Here is a 17,862-nt window from a genome sequence, read left to right as displayed (position 1 = left end):
AAGTAGATTAAAAAGTAGTCGATTCTAGCGCTTTAACATCGCGCGTATATCCGCCAGGGCGGTGTTGCCGCGAACGGCTTTGACTTCGGTCGGTGTGTCGTCGTTGCCTTCCCACGCCAGGTCGTCCGGCGGCAGTTCGTCGAGGAACCGGCTCGGGGCACAATCGATGATCTCGCCGTACTGCTTGCGCTTGGCGGCAAAGGTAAAGGCCAGTGTCTGACGCGCGCGGGTAATGCCCACGTAGGCCAGGCGCCGTTCTTCCTCGATGGTGTCGGCTTCGATGCTGGAGCGGTGCGGGAGGATTTCCTCTTCCATGCCCATGATGAACACGTAGGGGAATTCCAGGCCCTTGGACGCGTGCAAGGTCATCATCTGCACGCCCTCGGCACCGTCTTCTTCTTCCTGCTGGCGTTCAAGCATGTCCCGCAGGACCAGCTTGCCGATGGCGTCTTCGACGGTCATCTCGCCTTCTTCGTCCTTCTCCAGGGTGTTTTTCAACGCCTCGATCAGGAACCACACGTTGCCCATGCGGTAATCGGCGGCCTTGTCGCTGGAGCTGTTGGTGCGCAGCCAGTTCTCGTAGTCGATGTCCATGACCATGCTGCGCAGGGCGCTGATCGGGTCTTCGCCGGCGCACTGCTCGCGCACCTTGTCCATGAAGCGCTTGAATCGCGCCAGGCGATCGGTGAAGCGGGTGTCCAGGTGCTCGCCCAGGCCGATTTCGTCGGTGGCGGCGTACATCGAGATCTTGCGTTCGGTGGCGTAGTTGCCGAGCTTTTCCAGGGTGGTCGAACCGATTTCCCGGCGTGGGACGTTGATCACCCGCAGGAAGGCGTTGTCGTCGTCCGGGTTCACGATCAGCCGGAAGTAGGCCATCAGGTCTTTCACTTCCTGGCGTCCGAAGAAGCTGTTGCCGCCCGACAGACGATAGGGAATCTGGTGGTGCTGCAGCTTCAGCTCGATCAGCTTGGCCTGGTAGTTGCCGCGGTACAGGATCGCAAAGTCGCTGTAGGGCCGGTCGGTGCGCAGGTGCAGCGTGAGCAGTTCGACGGCCACGCGCTCGGCTTCGGCGTCTTCGTTGCGGCAGCGAATCACGCGGATCTCGTCGCCGTGGCCCATCTCGCTCCACAGTTGTTTTTCAAACTCGTGGGGGTTGTTGGAGATCAGCACGTTGGCACACCGCAGGATGCGGCTGGTGGAGCGGTAGTTCTGCTCCAGCATCACCACTTTCAGGGACGGATAATCGTCCTTGAGCAGCATCAGGTTTTCCGGGCGGGCGCCGCGCCAGGCGTAGATCGACTGGTCATCGTCGCCGACCACGGTGAACTGGTTGCGCTTGCCGATCAGCAGCTTCACCAGCAGGTATTGGCTGGCGTTGGTGTCCTGGTATTCGTCCACCAGCAGGTAGCGGACCTTGTTCTGCCACTTTTCGAGGATGTCGGCGTGTTCCTGGAACAGCTTCACCGGCAGCAGGATCAGGTCGTCGAAGTCCACCGCGTTGAACGCCTTGAGCGTGCGCTGGTAGTGGGTGTAGACGATGGCGGCAGTCTGTTCCTTGGGGTTGCGCGCGGCTTCCAGGGCTTCGGCGGGCAGGATCAGGTCGTTTTTCCACGAGCCGATCATGTTCTTGATCTCGTCGACGCCGTCGTCGCCCGCGTATTCCTTCTGCATGATGTCGGTCATCAGCGCCTTGACGTCAGTTTCGTCAAAGATCGAGAAGCCCGGCTTGTAGCCCAACCGCACATGCTCCTTGCGGATGATGTTCAGCCCCAGGTTGTGGAAGGTACACACGGTGAGGCCACGGCCTTCGCCACCCTTGAGCAGGGTGCCGACACGCTCTTTCATTTCCCGCGCCGCCTTGTTGGTAAAGGTCATGGCGACGATGTACTGGGCACGGATGCCACAGCTCTGGATCAGGTGCGCGATCTTGCGGGTGATCACGCTGGTCTTGCCGGAACCGGCACCGGCGAGCACCAATAGAGGGCCGCCGACGTAGTTCACGGCTTCTTGCTGCCGGGGATTGAGTCGGGACATACGAAATTCAGGAGGTCATTGATCAAAAGGGCGGGCATTTTAACAGGCTGGCAAGATTCTGCTGCCTCTGAACGACAGTGTGACGTACCACTCGATCTAAATTTGCCGGTTTTGTTACTTTGCCGCAGGATGTGCAGGGTATTTAGGACTATTGTTCGGTCTAGAGCTGCACAGTGCGCATTTGATAACCCATATCATTGGTCATTATCGGGGCGCACGTCATAATGCCCGCCGCCAACGAAATTTTGCAGAGTCTAGGGAGCTAGCTTGTCTACGCCTGTCGAACCCTTGCGTTTGCTGCTACTGGCCGATGAGCCAGCGTGGGCAGCGTTATTGCGCGAGTGCCTGGCGCCGATGGGCGATGGGGCTGTGCTGATCAGCGCACCAAACTGGGAGTCTGTGAGCAATCTGTTCGACGACGATCACAGTGCAGTGTTACTGACCACGGCCAACCTTCAGCCCGGCCCCGGTCGTTGCAGCTTGCCAACGGTACTGTTGTTGGAAGAGGAACCTCTGGTTTCGCCCCTCGGCGTCAGCGACTGGCTGATCCTGAATGCATTGGATGTCGATACATTGCGCCGTTGCCTGCGGCATGTGCGCGAGCGCGGTGTGCTGGAAAATACCCTGCAACGCCTGGCCGAGCAGGACCCGCTGACCGGCATCGCCAACCGCCAGGGTTTCCAGACCCTGCTGACCGCCCGCCTGGCGGAAAATGAAGGCCGTGGCGTCGCCCTCGGTCACCTCGACCTCGACAACTTTCGCCACGCCAACGACGCCCTCGGCCATCAGGCCGGCGACCGGCTGATCCTGCAAGTGGTCTCGCGGCTCAAGAGCCAGCTGGAGGCCGGCGATCAACTGGCGCGCCTGGGCAGCGATGAATTCGCCCTGCTGATCGACACCCGCCGTGCGCCCCAGCGCGCCGAATGGATGGCCGAGCGCATCATCGAAGCCATGGCCGAGCCGTATTGGGTGGATGGCGAAAGCCTGCTGATCGGCTGCAGCCTCGGTGTGGCCCATGCCCGCGCCAAGGCTGGCGCCGACCCGCTGATGTGGCACGCCCACATCGCCATGCAGCAAGCCAAGAGCACCCAGGGCTGCACCTTTCATATCTTCAACGAACGCATCAACCGCAACGCCCGCAGCCTCGCCGACCTCGAAAGCGAACTGCGCCGGGCGTTGCGCCGTGACGAGCTGGAACTGCATTACCAACCCCGCCTGGACCTCGACGACGGGCATATCGTCGGCCTCGAAGCGCTGGTGCGCTGGCGCCACGGTGAGCGCGGCCTGCTGCCGCCGAGCGAGTTCGTGCCGCTGGCCGAGCAAAGCGGCCTGATCGTGCCGCTGGGTTACTGGGTGATCTCCCGGGCCCTGCGCGACATGCAAGACCTGCGCGAACGCGGGATTGCGCCGTTGCACATGGCGGTCAACCTGTCGTTCCGCCAGTTCCAGGACAGCCAATTGCTCAGCACCCTCAGCCGGCTGATTGCCGAGCGTGGCGTGGAGGCCCAGTGGCTGGAGTTTGAGCTGACGGAAACCGCCGTGATGCGCCGCAGTGACCTGGTCAAGCAGACCATGGACGCCCTCGGCCGGCTGGGCGTGCGCTTTTCCCTGGATGACTTTGGCACTGGTTTTTCGTCGTTCGTGCACCTCAACAGCCTGCCGATTGCCTTGCTCAAGATCGACAAGAGCTTTGTCGGCGGCATGGAAGAGCGCGAAGAGAACCGCAAGCTGGTCCACGCCATGATCAACCTGGCCCACAACCTGAATCTGGAAGTGGTGGCCGAGGGCGTGGAAACGGCAGAACAACTGGCGTTGCTGCGGTTGTTCGGCTGCGACCAGGCCCAGGGTTACCTGATCAGCAAGCCGCTACCGTTGGCGGAACTGGTGGACTACCTGACGTTTGGTGACAGCCAGGAGTTGGTGGGCGGCGTGATCTAATGCTGTGAACCCGATCAAAAATGTGGGAGCGGGCTTGCTCCCACAGTTGACCGAGTACAGTCGTTACTCAGGCTGTGCGGCTTGAAACCCGCGGTGGGTTTCAGGCTCCTGGCGAATCATCCGCTTCATCTTCCGTTCAAACGCCCAGGTCAGGCTCACAGCCGCGCACGCCAGGCCCAAGGCCAGGCCCCACCACACGCCCGTCGGCCCCCAGCCGAGGTTAAACGCCATCAGCCACGCGGCCGGTGCGCCGATCAGCCAGTAGCAACCCAGCCCGACGAGGAACGTGGTCTTGGCATCCTTGAGCCCGCGAATGCAGCCCATGGCGATGGTCTGCACACCGTCGAACAGTTCAAACCACGCGGCCACGGCCAGCAGGCTGACGGCGAGGTTGATCACATCGCGAAAGGCCGGGTCGTTCTGGTCGAGGAACAGGCTGATCAGTTGTTGCGAGAACAGCCACAGCACTGCTGCAAAGCCCAGCATCACCAGCGCGCCAAAGCCGATACCGACCCGCCCGGCGAGCCGCGCTTCCAGCAACTGCCCGGCACCGTAATGCTGGCCGATGCGCATGGTGATTGCGTAGGACATGCCTGCCGGCACCATGAACGCCACCGACACAATCTGCAGGGCAATCTGGTGCGCAGCCAATTGCGTGCTGCCCATGGTGCCCATGCACAGCGCCGCGAAGGCAAACAGCCCGACTTCCACCGCGTAGGTGCCGCCAATCGGCAGGCCCAGGCGCCACAGTTCCCGCAGGTAATGCAGGTTGGGCCGCAGCAGGCCCTTGCGCAGCGGATAAGCGTCGTAGGCGCGGTTGTATTTGATGTACCAGACCAGCGCCAGGGCCATGCAGTTGGCAACGATGGCCGTGACCAGGCCAATGCCCACCAGCCCGAGTTTCGGCAGGCCGAACATGCCTTCGATCAAGGCATGGTTGAGCAGGTAGTTGATCACCGTGCCGCCCAGGCTGATGACCATCACCGGCGTGGCCTTGCCGATGGCGCTGGTGAAGCCGCGCAACGCCATGAACGTCAGGTAGCCGGGCAGGGCGAATGGCAGGATGGTCAGGAACTGGCCGGCGGACGCGACGTTGGTTTCGGTCTGGCCGAACATCAGCAGCACTGGCTTGAGGTTCCACAGCAGCAAGCCGGCCACCAGCGCCATCAACCAGGCCAGCCATAGCCCGGCCTGGGTCAGCCGGGTGGCGCCTTCGATGTCGCCCGCGCCCTGGCGGATGGCGACCAGCGTGCCCACGGCCGCGATCACGCCGATGCAGAAAATCGACACGAACGAGTAGCTCGCCGCGCCCAGGCCGCCGCCGGCCAGGGCCTCGGGGCTCAGGCGGGCCATCATCAGGGTGTCGGTCAGCACCATCAGCATGTGGGCCAACTGTGAGGCAATCAACGGCCCTGACAGCCGCAGAATGGCCCAGAGTTCGGTACGCGCCGGATGCTGCATGATCATCACGCTCAAAAAGTCAGGTAAGAGTGGAAGGGTTGATTCTCGGCGCTCTCAGCGCATTGCACAAAGGGATAAATCCGATGGTTCGCATGATTAAAACTCATGCCTGAATGATTCTGGTAGGGTTTCGATATTGCGCCGTCGGAGCTTTCCCCATGTCTCGTCGTCTCCCTCCTCTTTACGCGTTACGCGCCTTTGAAGCGGCGTCCCGTTACAACTCGTTCACCCGGGCGGCGGAGGAGTTGTCGATCACCCAAAGTGCGGTGAGCCGGCACATTCGTACGCTGGAGGAACATTTCGCCTGCCGCCTGTTCCAGCGCAGCGGCCGTACCTTGCAACTCACCGAGGCCGCGCGCCTGCTGCTGCCGGGCGTGCGCGAAGGCTTTGCGGCCCTGGAACGCGCCTGCCATACGTTGAACGCGGAGGACGACATCCTGCGCATGAAGGCACCGTCCACCCTGACCATGCGCTGGCTGCTGGCGCGCCTCAGTCGCTTCCGGCACTTGCAGCCGGGCAATGAAGTGCAACTGACCAGCGCCTGGATGAGCGTCGATGAGGTGGACTTCAACCAGGAGCCGTTTGATTGCGCCGTGTTGCTGAGCAATGGCCATTTCCCGCCGGACTGGGAGGCCAGCTACCTGTTTCCTGAACTGCTGATTCCGGTGGGTGCGCCGAATCTGTTGAGCGACGGGCCCTGGGATGTCACGCGGCTGGCCACTGCCGAATTGCTGCACCCGACGCCCGACCGGCGCGACTGGCGCTACTGGCTGGAGCGCATGGGGCTGTCATCCCAGGTGTCGCTCAAGGGCGGGCAAGTGTTCGACACCCTGGAGTTGGGCATGATCGCCGCCGCCCGGGGTTATGGCGTGTCCATGGGTGACTTGCTGATGGTGGCCGAAGACGTCGCCCAGGGCCGCTTGAGTTTGCCGTGGCCCACCGCCGTGGCCAGCGGGGAAAATTACTATTTGGTGTGGCCGAAAACCCGGCCCGGTGGCGAGCGTTTGCGACGGTTGGCGGACTTTCTGCAGGGCGAGGTCCAGGCGATGGAATTGCCCCGGGTGGAGCGCCTCGATTGAGCTGATTGTGCGCCTGGGAGCAATCGTTTGCGTGATACCCCTGCGAATTGCTCAAGTATTGAGCTTGCCCGCCGAAGTAGGGTTGTTGGAACCACCGTTCTACAACGTTTCCCCTATTAGAATTTTGCCGAGCAGCGCTAAGAGATCAGGATGATCCTGGCCTCGGCCAGGAGCCTTCATGTCTCAACCTCGCGCCCGGATCGCCTCCCAACTGGGTCTTGCACTCGCTGTGATACTGGCTGTCGTCATCAGCGGCAGCACGGTGTTCGCCTTGCGTTCGCTGGACTCCGCCAACCTCGACACCCGCGAGGAACACCTGGCCAGCGAGGCCCGGTTGCTGGCTGACCAACTCAATACGTTCCACAGCACCTTGCGCGAAAGTACCCAGCGCTTGAGCGGGCTGTTTGAAAAGCGCTTCAGCGCGGGCCTGAGTGTGCGTCCAGGGCAACCGGTGACGGTGGCGGGTGTGCAGACCCCGGGCCTGTACCTGGGCGAGGAAGTGCTGAACAACAACTTCTCTGAAGTCGACGAGTTCAAGCAGATGTCCGGCGGCGTGGCGACCTTGTTCGTACGCAGTGGCGAGGACTTTATCCGCGTCAGCACCTCCCTGACCAAACAGGACGGCAGCCGCGCCATCGGCACGGCGCTGGATCACCAGCACCCGGCCTATCAACGTTTGCTCGGCGGGCAGGGTTACGTGGGCCGTGCGGTGTTGTTCGATCGCTCCTACATGACCCAATACAGCCCGGTGCGGGACGCCAGCGGCAAAGTGATTGCGGTGCTGTTCGTTGGCTTCGATTACACCGATGCGCAGAACGCCCAGTTCGAGAACCTCAAACGCTTCCGCATCGGCCAGACCGGTTCCCTGGCGTTGCTGGATGAACAGAAGCACTGGCTGGTGCCGCCGGCGGGCGTGCAGGCGTTGGATCAGGCGATTCCGGTGATGCTCGATTTGGCCGCCAAACCTGGCAAGGGCCGCTTCTGGAACGACAAGAACGAAGACTTCTACAGCGTCGCAGTGCCGTTTGAAGGCGGCCCGTGGTCGGTGGTGGCGAGCATGCCGAAAGCCGAAATTCGTGCGGTGACCTGGTCGGTGGGTATTCGCCTGGTGATCGGCAGCGTGCTGGCGATGTTGCTGGCGGTAGGCGCGGCGGTCTGGTTGCTGCGCAGCAAGTTGCAGCCATTGGGCGACCTGGTGCGTCAGGCCGAAGCCCTGGGCGCGGGCGATTTGAGTGCGCGGCTGAACGTTTCCAGCCATGACGAGATTGGCCAGTTGGCCCGCAGTTTCAACCAGATGGGCGAAGCGCTGTCGACCATGGTGTCGCACATCCGCAAGGCGGCTGAAGACGTGAACAGCCGCGCGCAAGCGCTGTCGGGGTTGTCTGGCGGTGCCTACGAAGGCATGGAGCAACAGTCCGGAGAAATCACCAGCATGGCCGGCGCGGTGGAAGAGTTCAGCGCCACCTCGCTGAACATCGCCGACAACATGGGCAACACCGAGCGCCTGGCCCAGGACAACGCCCAGCAGACCAAGATCGGCCGCACCTCGATGCAAGAGGCGTCATCTTCCCTGGAACACATCGCCACCGCGCTGAACAGCACGGCCACAGTGATCAACACCCTTGGCCAGCGCTCCCAGGAAATCGGCGGGATTGTCGGGGTGATCACCGCGATTGCCGAACAGACCAACCTGCTGGCGCTCAACGCAGCCATCGAAGCGGCGCGGGCCGGTGAGCAGGGGCGCGGGTTTGCGGTGGTCGCTGATGAAGTGCGTAACCTTGCGTCGCGCACGCGTCAGGCCACGGACGAGATTTCCGGGATGATTCAGAGCATCCAGCAGGAAACCGGCAACGCCATCAGCACCATGGAGCAAGGCAACGTGCTCATGCAGGAAGGCCTGGCGCGCAATGCTGACGTGGCATCGGCCCTGGCGCGGATCGACGAGCAAAGCCGCTCGGCCGGTCAGCAGTTTGCGGCGATTACCACCGCGACCCAGGAGCAGAGCAGCACGGCGACCCTGTTGAGCAGCAACTTGCAAAGCATTGCCCTGGCCAACAGCGAGCAGCGTGAAGTGGTGTCGAACCTGGCGATCACCGCCAAGGAACTGGAGACCCTGGCGGCTGGCTTGCGGCATGAGGTTGACCGGTTTCGTTGATTGACTGTTCGGGCCCCATCGCGGGCAAGCCCCGCTCCCACAGTTGACCGTGTTGTTCTGGAGTACGCGGTCCACTGTGGGAGCGGGGCTTGCCCGCGATGACAGCCGACCCGACGCCTCAAACGTCGGATCGGTCGCCCAATCCAGGGTCCACACGCTTGCCAATGTCCTTGAGCCGCGCCAGTTGATCGACCATCCCTGGCGCTTCATCCAGGCTGCTGACAAAGGTCCACAGGTAAGTCATCACCGCATACACGTGGCCGGCCTTGACCGCTGGCGACAGCGCCAATTGGCTGATGGCGACCACAAACAGCAGCGCCGCCAGCGTGCCGATAAACAGGAACGCTGCGGCCTCGCGGTCCGACAGCCAGATGCGCAGGCGTGACAGCACCTGATAGTGGCGCTGCAAGGTCTGCGCGCCGACCTTTTCCACCAGGCCGATTTCCTTTTCCAGGCGGTCATTCAGGCGCTCATGCAGCGCCTGATTGCGCCGGGCAAAGCGTGGCAGCAGGGTGGTGCACAGCACCAGCGCGGTCAGGCACGCCAGGCCGATCCACGGCTCAATCACCAACAACATCACTGCCGCACCGACGATCGACACCAGCGCCGTCGCGATGATCGGCACGTGCTTTTCGAAGAAGTCGACAAAGTCCCGCGCCAACACCACCCGTGCCGCCGCCCGGGAGGTGCTGTGGTTTTGCAGGCGCTGGTTGAGAATCACCGGCACCGCGAGGTCCGCGTAAATGCGGGTAAACGTGCGCGTATCCAACGCCCGTCGCGCCGCGCCGACCACCCAGAACGCCAGCACCACGGCGGCGTAGAACAGCGCGCTGCCAGCGTCGCCGCGGATGATCGAGTCCACCGCAAACCCGGCAAACAGTGGGTAGGCCAGCAGCAATGCGTTCTCCAGCGCCACCAGCGACAAGGTGCAGAACAGCTTGCCGGGATAAGCCTTCGCGATCGCCTTGAGCGTTTGGCTGGCAGATTGTTGCCCGATCTTTTTGCTTTCTTCGATCAGGATCTGGGGTGTTACGGATGACATGGGGTGCACCGAGAGTGAGATAAACGCTATTATTGAGCGACTGCTCAAGTATCCTTGAGCGACCGCTCAAAAAGCAAGCGCCGTCGATCTGCCGGTGCCTGAAGGAAAAGCCTCATGTCGCGTATCGACCGTAAAGACCAGATCATCGCCGCCGCCCTGGAGCTGTTTCGCAGCAAGGGCTTCGCCGATGTTTCCACCCGCGACCTGGCGGAGCATGCCGGGCTGTCCCGCAGCCACGTCTATCACTACTTCAGCGACTGGAAAGACCTGCGCCGCGAAGCGTTTGTGCGATTCGCCAACGAGCAACTGGACGAGGTGCGGGCGCCACTGGACGGCCTGCCACCGCTGCAAGCCCTCGAAGGTTTCCTGCGTGACTGCCTGCCCTCCACGGCAGAGGCCGGGTGGGCGTTGTGGCTGGATGCCTGGGACGAAGCCATGCACGACGAGCCACTGGCCCAGGCTTACCTGGTGATCAACGCCCAGTGGCAAGCCATGCTCGCGCAGATCATCGAGCAAGGTGTGGCGGCCAAGGTGTTTCGCTGTGAGTCGCCCAAACGCGCGGCGCGACAGCTTTTCGCCGTGGCCATGGGTTATGCCGATGACTTGATGCTCAAGCCCTCCGTTGAGTCGGCTGAAGCGGTGATGGATGAGGTGATGGAAGTGGCGGCCTTGCTCCTGGCGTTGCCTAAGAAACGCTAGCGGGCCGGTATTGCAAGGCTTCCGCCAGATGATGGCGGGCGATGGCCTCCACCTGTTCCAGGTCGGCGAGGGTACGGGCAACCTTGAGCAAGCGATGAGCCGCCCGCAGCGACAGCGTCAGCCGTTCGCACGCGCTCTCCAGCCAGCCTTCATCGGCCTTTTTCAGTTTGCAGTGCTGGCGTAGCCCCGGCAGGTCGAGAAAGGCGTTGGCGCAGCCCTGGCGCCGTTGCTGGCGCTCCCGGGCCTCGGCGACGAGCACGGACGCGCTGGCGGTGTCATCGCCGGACTGTGTGCCCGGGCTCAGCGCGGTGCTTTCCCGGGCGACGGTCACGTGCAAGTCAATCTGGTCCAGCAGCGGCCCCGAGAGTTTGTTGCGATAGCGCTGGATCTGCTCCGGCGTGCAGCGGCAGCGTCCGCTCGGCTCGCCCACGTAGCCGCAAGGGCAGGGGTTCATCGCCGCTACCAACTGAAAGCGCGCCGGGAAACTTACCCGATCGCGGGCGCGGGAAATCACGATATGCCCGGATTCCAGTGGTTCACGCAGCACTTCCAAAACCTTGCGATCAAACTCCGGCAGCTCATCCAGAAACAGCACGCCGTGATGAGCCAGGGTAATTTCCCCCGGCTGCGGTTTCGAGCCACCGCCCACCAGCGCCGGGCCGGATGCCGAATGGTGCGGCTGACGAAACGGCCGGTGCGGCCAATGGCTCAGCGGCGCCAGGCTGACCACCGACTGAATCGCCGCCACCTCCAGCGCTTCCTGTTCGCTCAAGGGCGGTAACAACCCCGGCAGACGGCTGGCGAGCAAGGTCTTGCCGGTGCCCGGCGGCCCGCTGAGCAACAGGTTGTGGGCGCCCGCCGCAGCGATCAACAGCGCACGCTTGGCCGCCAGTTGGCCCTGCACTTCACTCAGGTCGGGGTAGGGTTTGTTCAAATACATCAGGCCACTGGAAACAAAGGGCTCGATCGGCACGTGACCGTTCAAGTGCGCTACCACTTGCAGCAGATGGTCCACGGCAATTACCTTCAACCCCGAGGCAAGGCAGGCTTCCTCTGCATTGGCCCGGGGCACGATCAAGGTGCGCCCGGCCTTGCGCGCCGCCAGGGCTGCCGGCAACACACCTTTCACCGCCCGCACCTCGCCGGACAGCGCCAGCTCGCCCAGGCATTCCACGTTATCGAGGGTCAGCGTCGGCACCTGCACGCTGGCGGCGAGAATCCCCAGGGCAATCGCCAAATCAAAACGCCCGCCGTCCTTGGGCAGGTCGGCGGGCGCGAGGTTGAGGGTGATGCGGCGGGACGGGTATTGCAGCGCAGAATTGAGAATGGCGCTGCGCACGCGGTCCTTGCTTTCCTTGACCGCGGTTTCCGGCAGGCCCACCAGCGTCAGCGATGGCAAGCCGTTGGCCATGTGCACCTCGACAGTGACGGCGGGGGCTTCGACGCCAATCTGGGCGCGGCTGTGGACGATGGCGAGGGACATGCTCGATCCTTGAAATGGGTGGCCGCTTCCTGCGGTTTTTCAAGGGTAGTTCAGCGCTGGCGGAGCGCGGCGGGGAGGTTTTACAGAACGTATCGGGCTACTGGTCCGTCGGCGGCACACACAGAAACTCTTTCGCCAACGTCAGCCACGCCTGCGCCGCAAACGACAGCTTGCACTGCCGACGCCACGCCAGCATCAGCCTCCAGTTCAGGGCCGGCGACTGTATTTCCGCGATGCTGAACTGGCTGGCGTCGAGGGTTTCGCAGAACGCCCGGGGCAGCAGGGTGATGCCCACGCCCAGCCGTACCAGGGAGGCGATAAAGTCCCATTGGCTGCTGCGGCCGCTGATGCGCGGCTCAAAACCGGCCTGGGCACAGGCATCGAGTACAAACTGGTTCAGGGTGAAGGTGTCATCGTAAAAGATGAATTCGCAGGCGTGCAGCTCGCTGAGTTCCACCGAGCTGCGGCCTTGCCAGGGCGAGTCGTGGGGCGCGAGCAGGCACAGCGGTGATTCGAACAAGGGCATGGATTCGAATTCGGACCAGATATCCGCCACGCGCGGTGAGTCCAAAATGGTGCCGAACTCCAGGGTGCCTTGGCGCAGGTCCTGAATGGTGATGTTGCCGCCGCTCTCGAACAGCTTCAGTTCGATCTTCGGGTAGCGGGCGTGGTATTCCGCAAAGATCGGCGCCAGGGCGAGGTGGGTGGAAGGCGAAAGCCCCATGCGCAGAGCGCCGCGCCCGACCTGCTGCAGGTCTTGCAGCTCCACGGTCATCTCATCGTGCAGCGCGATCATTTCCTTGGCGCGCTTGAGCACAATCTCCCCGGCGTCCGTCAGGGTGAAGCGTTTGCCCATACGGTCCAGCAGTTTCAGGCCAAGGCTCGACTCCAGTTGCTGCACCATTTTGCTGACCGTTGGCTGGGTCAGGTGCAGTTTGGTAGCGGCCTTGGTGAAGCTCTGCTGGTCCACGACTTCTACAAAATAACGGAGCGCCCGGATGTCCATCTTGCATTCCAATTTTGCATGGTTTTCATAATATTAATTCATTATATCTTTAAAAATTGGCTGGATAAGATTTGTTACATCTGTTCCCAGCCAGCGTTCCCGGTGAGGCCCGAAGGGCCTTTCCAGACGCTTCCATGGCCAGATTTCTCGCAGTGTATGAATCAAAGGCAACGCTATTTCTGGAGAGCAATTGTGCTTAACAAAACGCGTCATTCTTTTTCCGGTTCTGATGAGATGTCTCAGGGAGCGCGCTTCGTTAAGGAGTTGCTGGCGCAGGCGCAGATCGAGGTCAACGGACCGTCGGCTGCGGATATGCAGCTGCACCACAGTGCCACGTTCGACCTGGCCCTGGCCAAGGGAAACCTGGGTCTTGGCGAAGATTATATGGACGGCGGCTGGGACGCCGAGGCACTGGATGAGTTTTTCTACCGGCTCATGCGCTCCGGCGTGATTGACCAGGCCAACCCGGCCACCTTGTTGTTTCACGCGTTCAGCTCCCGATGGCTGAACCTGCAAAACAAGAAGCGTGCCTGGCAAGTCGGCGAAGCGCACTACGACCTCGGCAATGACTTTTACGCGCGCATGCTCGACTCGCGCATGACCTACACCTGCGGCTACTGGAAAGACGCCACCACCCTGGAGCAGGCGCAGTTCGCCAAGCTGGACCTGATCTGTAGAAAGCTGGGGCTCAAGCCGGGCATGCGCGTGCTGGATATCGGCTGTGGCTGGGGCAGTTTCATGAGCCATGCCGCCGAGCACTACGGTGTGGAGTGTGTCGGTGTGACCATCTCCAAGGAGCAGGCGGAGTGGGGCCGCGCCAAGTACGCCCATCTGCCGATCGAGTTTCGGCTCCAGGATTATCGGGATATCGACGAGCAATTCGACCATATCGCCAGCGTCGGCATGTTTGAACATGTGGGCCGCAAGAATCATCGGGCGTATATGGAGGTTGCCAACCGCTGCCTGAAAGACGAGGGGCTGTTCCTGTTGCACACCATCGGCAAGAACCAGCGCAACAGCACGCCGGACCCGTGGATCGACAAATACATCTTTCCAAACGGTGATTTGCCCTCGATCGGGCAGATCGGCGACGCCATGGACGGGTTATTTGTTGCCGAGGATTTGCACAACTTTGGCGCCGACTACGACAAGACGCTGATGGCCTGGTGCGAAAACTTCGAACTGGCGTGGCCGGATTTCGCCGACACCTTTGGCCAGCGCTTCTACCGGATGTGGCGCTATTACCTGCTGTCGTGTGCAGGAGCGTTTCGCGCGCGGGACATCCAGCTGTGGCAGTGGGTGTTGTCGAAGAAGGGGGTTGTTGGCGGGTATCAGCGGGTGAGCTGATGGCTGCAACGGTTTAACGGGGACAGGCGAAACCTGCCCCGGTTGGGCCGGTTTATTCGGCGGCCGGTGCCAATCGCGCTTCCAGCTCCGCCACCTTGGCCTCAAGGCTTTCCAACCGCGCCCGAGTGCGCGCCAGCACCACCATCTGGCTATCAAACTCTTCCCGGCTTACCAGGTCCAGCTTGCTGAAACCGCTCTGCAGCAGCGCCTTGAACTGGCTTTCAATTTCGTTGCGCGGCAGCGGTGTGTCGCTGCTGAACAGGCGGGAGGCGTGGCCGCTCAGGGCGTCGAGGAGGTCTTTGGGCGCGAGCATGGGAAATAGTCCGGAAAATCTGTTGGCCGGCAGTGTATCACGCAGCGTCTATAGTCTTTTTCGCCACCACAGGCGCACGCTTTTCGCGCATGGGGCCGGGCGGTCGCGCACCGTTTTCGTGCGTATCTTCGCGGCAACGGCGCCCGGTGGGTGGCCGCAAGCGAACAAAGGACTGATTTCAGTGATTTTTACGGAGCTGGCAAGCTTTCTGCTTAGACGTTCATGACCCATGCACTGATGCAGTCGCTGTGACGATGCAGTGCGCCGACGGACCAGCGGTACATGTTTCGTCACCAGTGGTTAGCGAGCGTCGCAATGGCAAATGCCAAGGCGACGAAGCGTTACAAAGCCAGGCACTGCGCTTAGACTTGAGACGGGTTTGTTTTCCTGGGGCAAGTCCACCAATTCGGGAGAGAGTTTTCATGAAGCTAGTCACTGCCATCATCAAGCCGTTCAAGTTGGACGATGTACGCGAGTCACTGTCCGAGATCGGCGTGCAGGGCATTACCGTCACTGAGGTCAAAGGCTTCGGTCGGCAGAAGGGTCACACCGAGCTGTATCGCGGCGCGGAATACGTGGTCGATTTCCTGCCAAAGGTGAAGATTGATGTCGCCATTGACGACAAGGATCTTGACCGGGTTATCGAGGCGATAACCAAGGCCGCCAACACCGGCAAAATCGGTGACGGCAAGATCTTCGTGGTCAATCTGGAACAGGCTATTCGCATCCGTACCGGCGAAACCGATACCGACGCAATCTAAGCCGCCAAACCCCAACGCCCCAGGAGAAAACAATATGACTCTGCGTAAATTCGCAGGGCTAGGAGCCCTGTTGTCCCTCGTAATGCCGGCCCTGGCCATGGCGGCGGACCCAGCACCTGCTCCAGTCCTCAATTCCGGCGACACCGCGTGGATGCTCACGTCCACCGCGCTGGTGCTGTTCATGACCATTCCAGGTCTCGCGCTGTTCTACGGCGGCATGGTTCGCTCCAAAAACATTCTTTCCGTGATGATGCAGTGCTTTGCCATCACCGGCCTGATCACCATCCTGTGGTTCGTCTACGGCTACAGCATGGCGTTCGACACCACCGGTATGGAAGCAGGCGTCGTCAACCTCAACTCGTTTGTGGGTGGCTTGTCCAAACTGTTCCTCTCGGGTGTGACCCCGGCCAGCATCACCGGCCCGGCGGCGTTGTTCCCTGAGGCGGTGTTTGTGACCTTCCAGATGACCTTCGCGATCATCACCCCGGCGCTGATCGTCGGTGCGTTCGCCGAGCGTATGAAGTTCTCCGCGATGCTGATCTTCATGGGCGTCTGGTTCACCCTGGTCTACGCACCGATTGCCCACATGGTGTGGGGCGGTCCGGGTTCGTTGCTGGGCGACTGGGGCGTACTGGACTTCGCAGGCGGCACCGTGGTGCACATCAACGCCGGTGTGGCCGGCCTGGTAGCGTGCCTGGTACTCGGCAAGCGTAAAGGCTTCCCAACCACTCCAATGGCACCGCACAACCTCGGTTACACCCTGGTGGGCGCGGCCATGCTGTGGGTCGGCTGGTTCGGCTTCAACGCCGGTTCCGCAGCTGCGGCCAACGGCACTGCCGGCATGGCGATGCTGGTGACCCAGATCGCTACCGCTGCGGCGGCGCTGGGCTGGATGTTCGCCGAGTGGGTCACCCACGGTAAGCCAAGCGCTCTGGGCATCGCCTCGGGTGTGGTTGCGGGCCTGGTGGCAATCACTCCAGCCGCTGGCACCGTGGGCCCGATGGGCGCCCTGGTGATCGGCCTGGCTGCCGGTGTGGTGTGCTTCTTCTGCGCCACTACCCTGAAACGCAAACTGGGCTACGACGACTCCCTGGACGCCTTCGGCGTGCACGGTATCGGCGGTATCCTCGGCGCGATCCTGACTGGCGTGTTCGCTGCACCGTCGATGGGTGGCTTCAACGCCGCGACCACCGATATCGCTGCACAGGTCTGGGTTCAGGCCAAAGGCGTCGGCTTCACCGTCATCTACACCGCTATCGTGACGTACATCATCCTCAAGGTGCTGGACGTGGTGATGGGCCTGCGGGTGACCGAAGAGGAAGAGGCTGTCGGCCTCGACCTGGCGCAACACAACGAACGCGGCTACAACTTGTAAGTACGCGAAAAAAAGATGCCCGGCTTGCCGGGCATTTTTTTGCCTGGGGTTTGTCTGTGGCTAAAGGTGTATGGGTTTTTTGGCGACTTTGTGATGGGATCCACACCGCACTTTTCAGTGTGCGAATGTCTTACAGGCATGTAGGCGTATTCGGCACTTTGTTTTTTCCCTGAGCGCGCTAGAATGCGCGCCGATGGGCGGAGAACTGTATGTGGCAACAGACCCTGATAACCCTGCGGGCCAAGCCCCGGGGCTTTCATCTGGTAACGGACGAGTTGCTCGCCGGCCTGCCTGAATTGAAGGCCTGTCGGGTGGGCCTGTTGCATTTGTGGCTGCAGCACACCTCGGCCTCGTTGACGGTCAACGAGAATGCCGACCCGGCGGGTCGCCGTGACTTCGAGCGTTTTTTCAATGCGCTGGTGCCGCAAGGCACGGCGGGATATGAACACAACGACGAAGGTCCGGATGATCTGCCGGCGCACTTCAAGGCCAGTCTCCTGGGCTGCCAGCTGAGTTTGCCGGTAAGGGCCGGCCGCTTGGCGATGGGAACCTGGCAAGGTGTTTATCTGGGCGAGCACCGTGATCATGGCGGTGCTCGTAAAGTCCTCGCCACCTTGCATGGTGATGGGGCATAAGCCACTGGTTAACCGGTGGATGTTGATTTTTTTCCGGCCGCCGTCGACAGGTGGCGAAGCTGGGCTATAACTAATCTGCTTTTCGCAAGTCATGAGGTAGAACATGAGCGACGATGATCTGGAAAACGACGACCTCGAAGTAGGCGACGACGAAACCGAAGAAGGTCTTGAGGCGGCTGCCGAAGACGTGGCTGACGACGACGGTGGCGACGATGCACCGGTCCCGGCAGCCAAGGGCAAGGCCAAGGCTGCGGTGTCGGTTGACGAACTGCCGAGCGTAGAAGCCAAGAACAAAGAGCGCGATGCGCTGGCCCGTGCGATGGAAGAGTTCCTCGCTAAAGGCGGCAAAGTGCAGGAAGTCGAGGCTAACGTGGTGGCAGATCCACCGAAGAAGCCGGATAACAAGTACGGCAGCCGGCCTATCTAAGGCCTGCTGTTAGCTTGCTGAAAAAGCCCGCCGTCGCTGCGGGCTTTTTCATGGGTGAAACAACAGCGTTGGGGCTGATACTGAAGAGTGTGTGTGGCGAGGGAGCT

The 17,862-nt window shown here is 61.7% G+C and carries 15 protein-coding genes; 9 read left to right on the top strand and 6 right to left on the bottom strand.

The window, feature by feature from the left end; all coding sequences use genetic code 11:
* Positions 1-24 precede the first annotated feature (24 nt).
* On the bottom strand, positions 25-2,034 hold the full coding sequence (gene rep / locus P3C29_RS04905; protein ID WP_008439414.1) for a DNA helicase Rep: 2,010 nt from the start codon (positions 2,032-2,034) through the stop codon (positions 25-27).
* Positions 2,035-2,301: 267 nt separating this feature from the next.
* Here rep and P3C29_RS04900 point away from each other — a divergent pair, with 267 nt between their 5' ends.
* The gene (locus tag P3C29_RS04900) at positions 2,302-3,972 is read left to right on the top strand and encodes a bifunctional diguanylate cyclase/phosphodiesterase (RefSeq protein ID WP_010168151.1); all 1,671 of its coding nucleotides are present in this window, start codon (positions 2,302-2,304) and stop codon (positions 3,970-3,972) included.
* A gap of 63 nt (positions 3,973-4,035) precedes the next feature.
* On the opposite strand, the gene P3C29_RS04895 is transcribed toward P3C29_RS04900, so the two are convergent.
* On the bottom strand, positions 4,036-5,439 hold the full coding sequence (locus P3C29_RS04895; RefSeq protein WP_275964010.1) for a NorM family multidrug efflux MATE transporter: 1,404 nt from the start codon (positions 5,437-5,439) through the stop codon (positions 4,036-4,038).
* Positions 5,440-5,591: 152 nt separating this feature from the next.
* Here P3C29_RS04895 and P3C29_RS04890 point away from each other — a divergent pair, with 152 nt between their 5' ends.
* Both P3C29_RS04890 and P3C29_RS04885 read left to right on the top strand, forming a co-directional pair.
* On the top strand, positions 5,592-6,512 hold the full coding sequence (locus P3C29_RS04890) for a LysR substrate-binding domain-containing protein (RefSeq protein ID WP_010168147.1): 921 nt from the start codon (positions 5,592-5,594) through the stop codon (positions 6,510-6,512).
* Positions 6,513-6,690: 178 nt separating this feature from the next.
* Entirely contained in the window at positions 6,691-8,667 is a 1,977-nt protein-coding gene (locus P3C29_RS04885; RefSeq protein WP_275964009.1) for a methyl-accepting chemotaxis protein, read from the top strand.
* Positions 8,668-8,785: 118 nt separating this feature from the next.
* On the opposite strand, the gene P3C29_RS04880 is transcribed toward P3C29_RS04885, so the two are convergent.
* The gene (locus P3C29_RS04880) at positions 8,786-9,709 is read right to left on the bottom strand and encodes an ABC transporter six-transmembrane domain-containing protein (protein ID WP_201125686.1); all 924 of its coding nucleotides are present in this window, start codon (positions 9,707-9,709) and stop codon (positions 8,786-8,788) included.
* 114 nt (positions 9,710-9,823) lie between these two features.
* Here P3C29_RS04880 and P3C29_RS04875 point away from each other — a divergent pair, with 114 nt between their 5' ends.
* Positions 9,824-10,408 carry a TetR family transcriptional regulator C-terminal domain-containing protein gene (locus tag P3C29_RS04875; RefSeq protein ID WP_201125685.1) on the top strand — a complete coding sequence of 195 codons (585 nt, stop codon included), beginning with the start codon at positions 9,824-9,826 and terminating at the stop codon, positions 10,406-10,408.
* Here P3C29_RS04875 and P3C29_RS04870 read toward each other — a convergent pair.
* On the bottom strand, positions 10,395-11,891 hold the full coding sequence (locus P3C29_RS04870; RefSeq protein ID WP_275964008.1) for a YifB family Mg chelatase-like AAA ATPase: 1,497 nt from the start codon (positions 11,889-11,891) through the stop codon (positions 10,395-10,397). The two genes, P3C29_RS04875 and P3C29_RS04870, sit on opposite strands and share 14 nt — an antisense overlap.
* A 97-nt stretch (positions 11,892-11,988) precedes the next feature.
* The gene (locus tag P3C29_RS04865; protein ID WP_010168138.1) at positions 11,989-12,897 is read right to left on the bottom strand and encodes a LysR family transcriptional regulator; all 909 of its coding nucleotides are present in this window, start codon (positions 12,895-12,897) and stop codon (positions 11,989-11,991) included.
* Positions 12,898-13,131: 234 nt separating this feature from the next.
* Between P3C29_RS04865 and cfa the strand changes: the two genes are divergently transcribed.
* Positions 13,132-14,244, top strand: coding sequence for a cyclopropane fatty acyl phospholipid synthase (cfa, locus tag P3C29_RS04860; RefSeq protein ID WP_275964007.1), 1,113 nt, complete (start codon positions 13,132-13,134; stop codon positions 14,242-14,244).
* Positions 14,245-14,296: 52 nt separating this feature from the next.
* On the opposite strand, the gene P3C29_RS04855 is transcribed toward cfa, so the two are convergent.
* Positions 14,297-14,557 (bottom strand): accessory factor UbiK family protein, encoded by a 261-nt coding sequence (locus P3C29_RS04855; protein ID WP_010168136.1) that lies wholly within the window; start codon positions 14,555-14,557, stop codon positions 14,297-14,299.
* A gap of 422 nt (positions 14,558-14,979) precedes the next feature.
* On the opposite strand from P3C29_RS04855, the gene glnK reads away from it, so the two are divergent.
* The 4 genes from glnK to sutA all read left to right on the top strand — a co-directional run bounded on the left by glnK (position 14,980) and on the right by sutA (position 17,755).
* Positions 14,980-15,318: a P-II family nitrogen regulator gene (glnK, locus tag P3C29_RS04850; RefSeq protein ID WP_002555808.1), complete on the top strand. Its 339-nt coding sequence runs from the start codon at positions 14,980-14,982 to the stop codon at positions 15,316-15,318.
* Between the two features lie 34 nt (positions 15,319-15,352).
* Positions 15,353-16,693 (top strand): ammonium transporter, encoded by a 1,341-nt coding sequence (locus tag P3C29_RS04845; RefSeq protein ID WP_010168031.1) that lies wholly within the window; start codon positions 15,353-15,355, stop codon positions 16,691-16,693.
* Between the two features lie 209 nt (positions 16,694-16,902).
* A complete protein-coding gene (locus tag P3C29_RS04840) occupies positions 16,903-17,328 on the top strand; it encodes a secondary thiamine-phosphate synthase enzyme YjbQ (RefSeq protein ID WP_275964006.1) in 426 nt (141 codons plus the stop codon).
* Positions 17,329-17,431: 103 nt separating this feature from the next.
* Positions 17,432-17,755 carry a transcriptional regulator SutA gene (gene sutA, locus P3C29_RS04835; protein ID WP_275964005.1) on the top strand — a complete coding sequence of 108 codons (324 nt, stop codon included), beginning with the start codon at positions 17,432-17,434 and terminating at the stop codon, positions 17,753-17,755.
* The last annotated feature ends 107 nt before the right edge of the window (positions 17,756-17,862 follow it).

The organism is Pseudomonas sp. 1912-s (assembly GCF_029269205.1).
GTDB lineage: Bacteria > Pseudomonadota > Gammaproteobacteria > Pseudomonadales > Pseudomonadaceae > Aquipseudomonas.
Note: the sequence above shows the minus strand (reverse complement) of the source record. Positions and strands in the feature narration are given on the sequence as shown.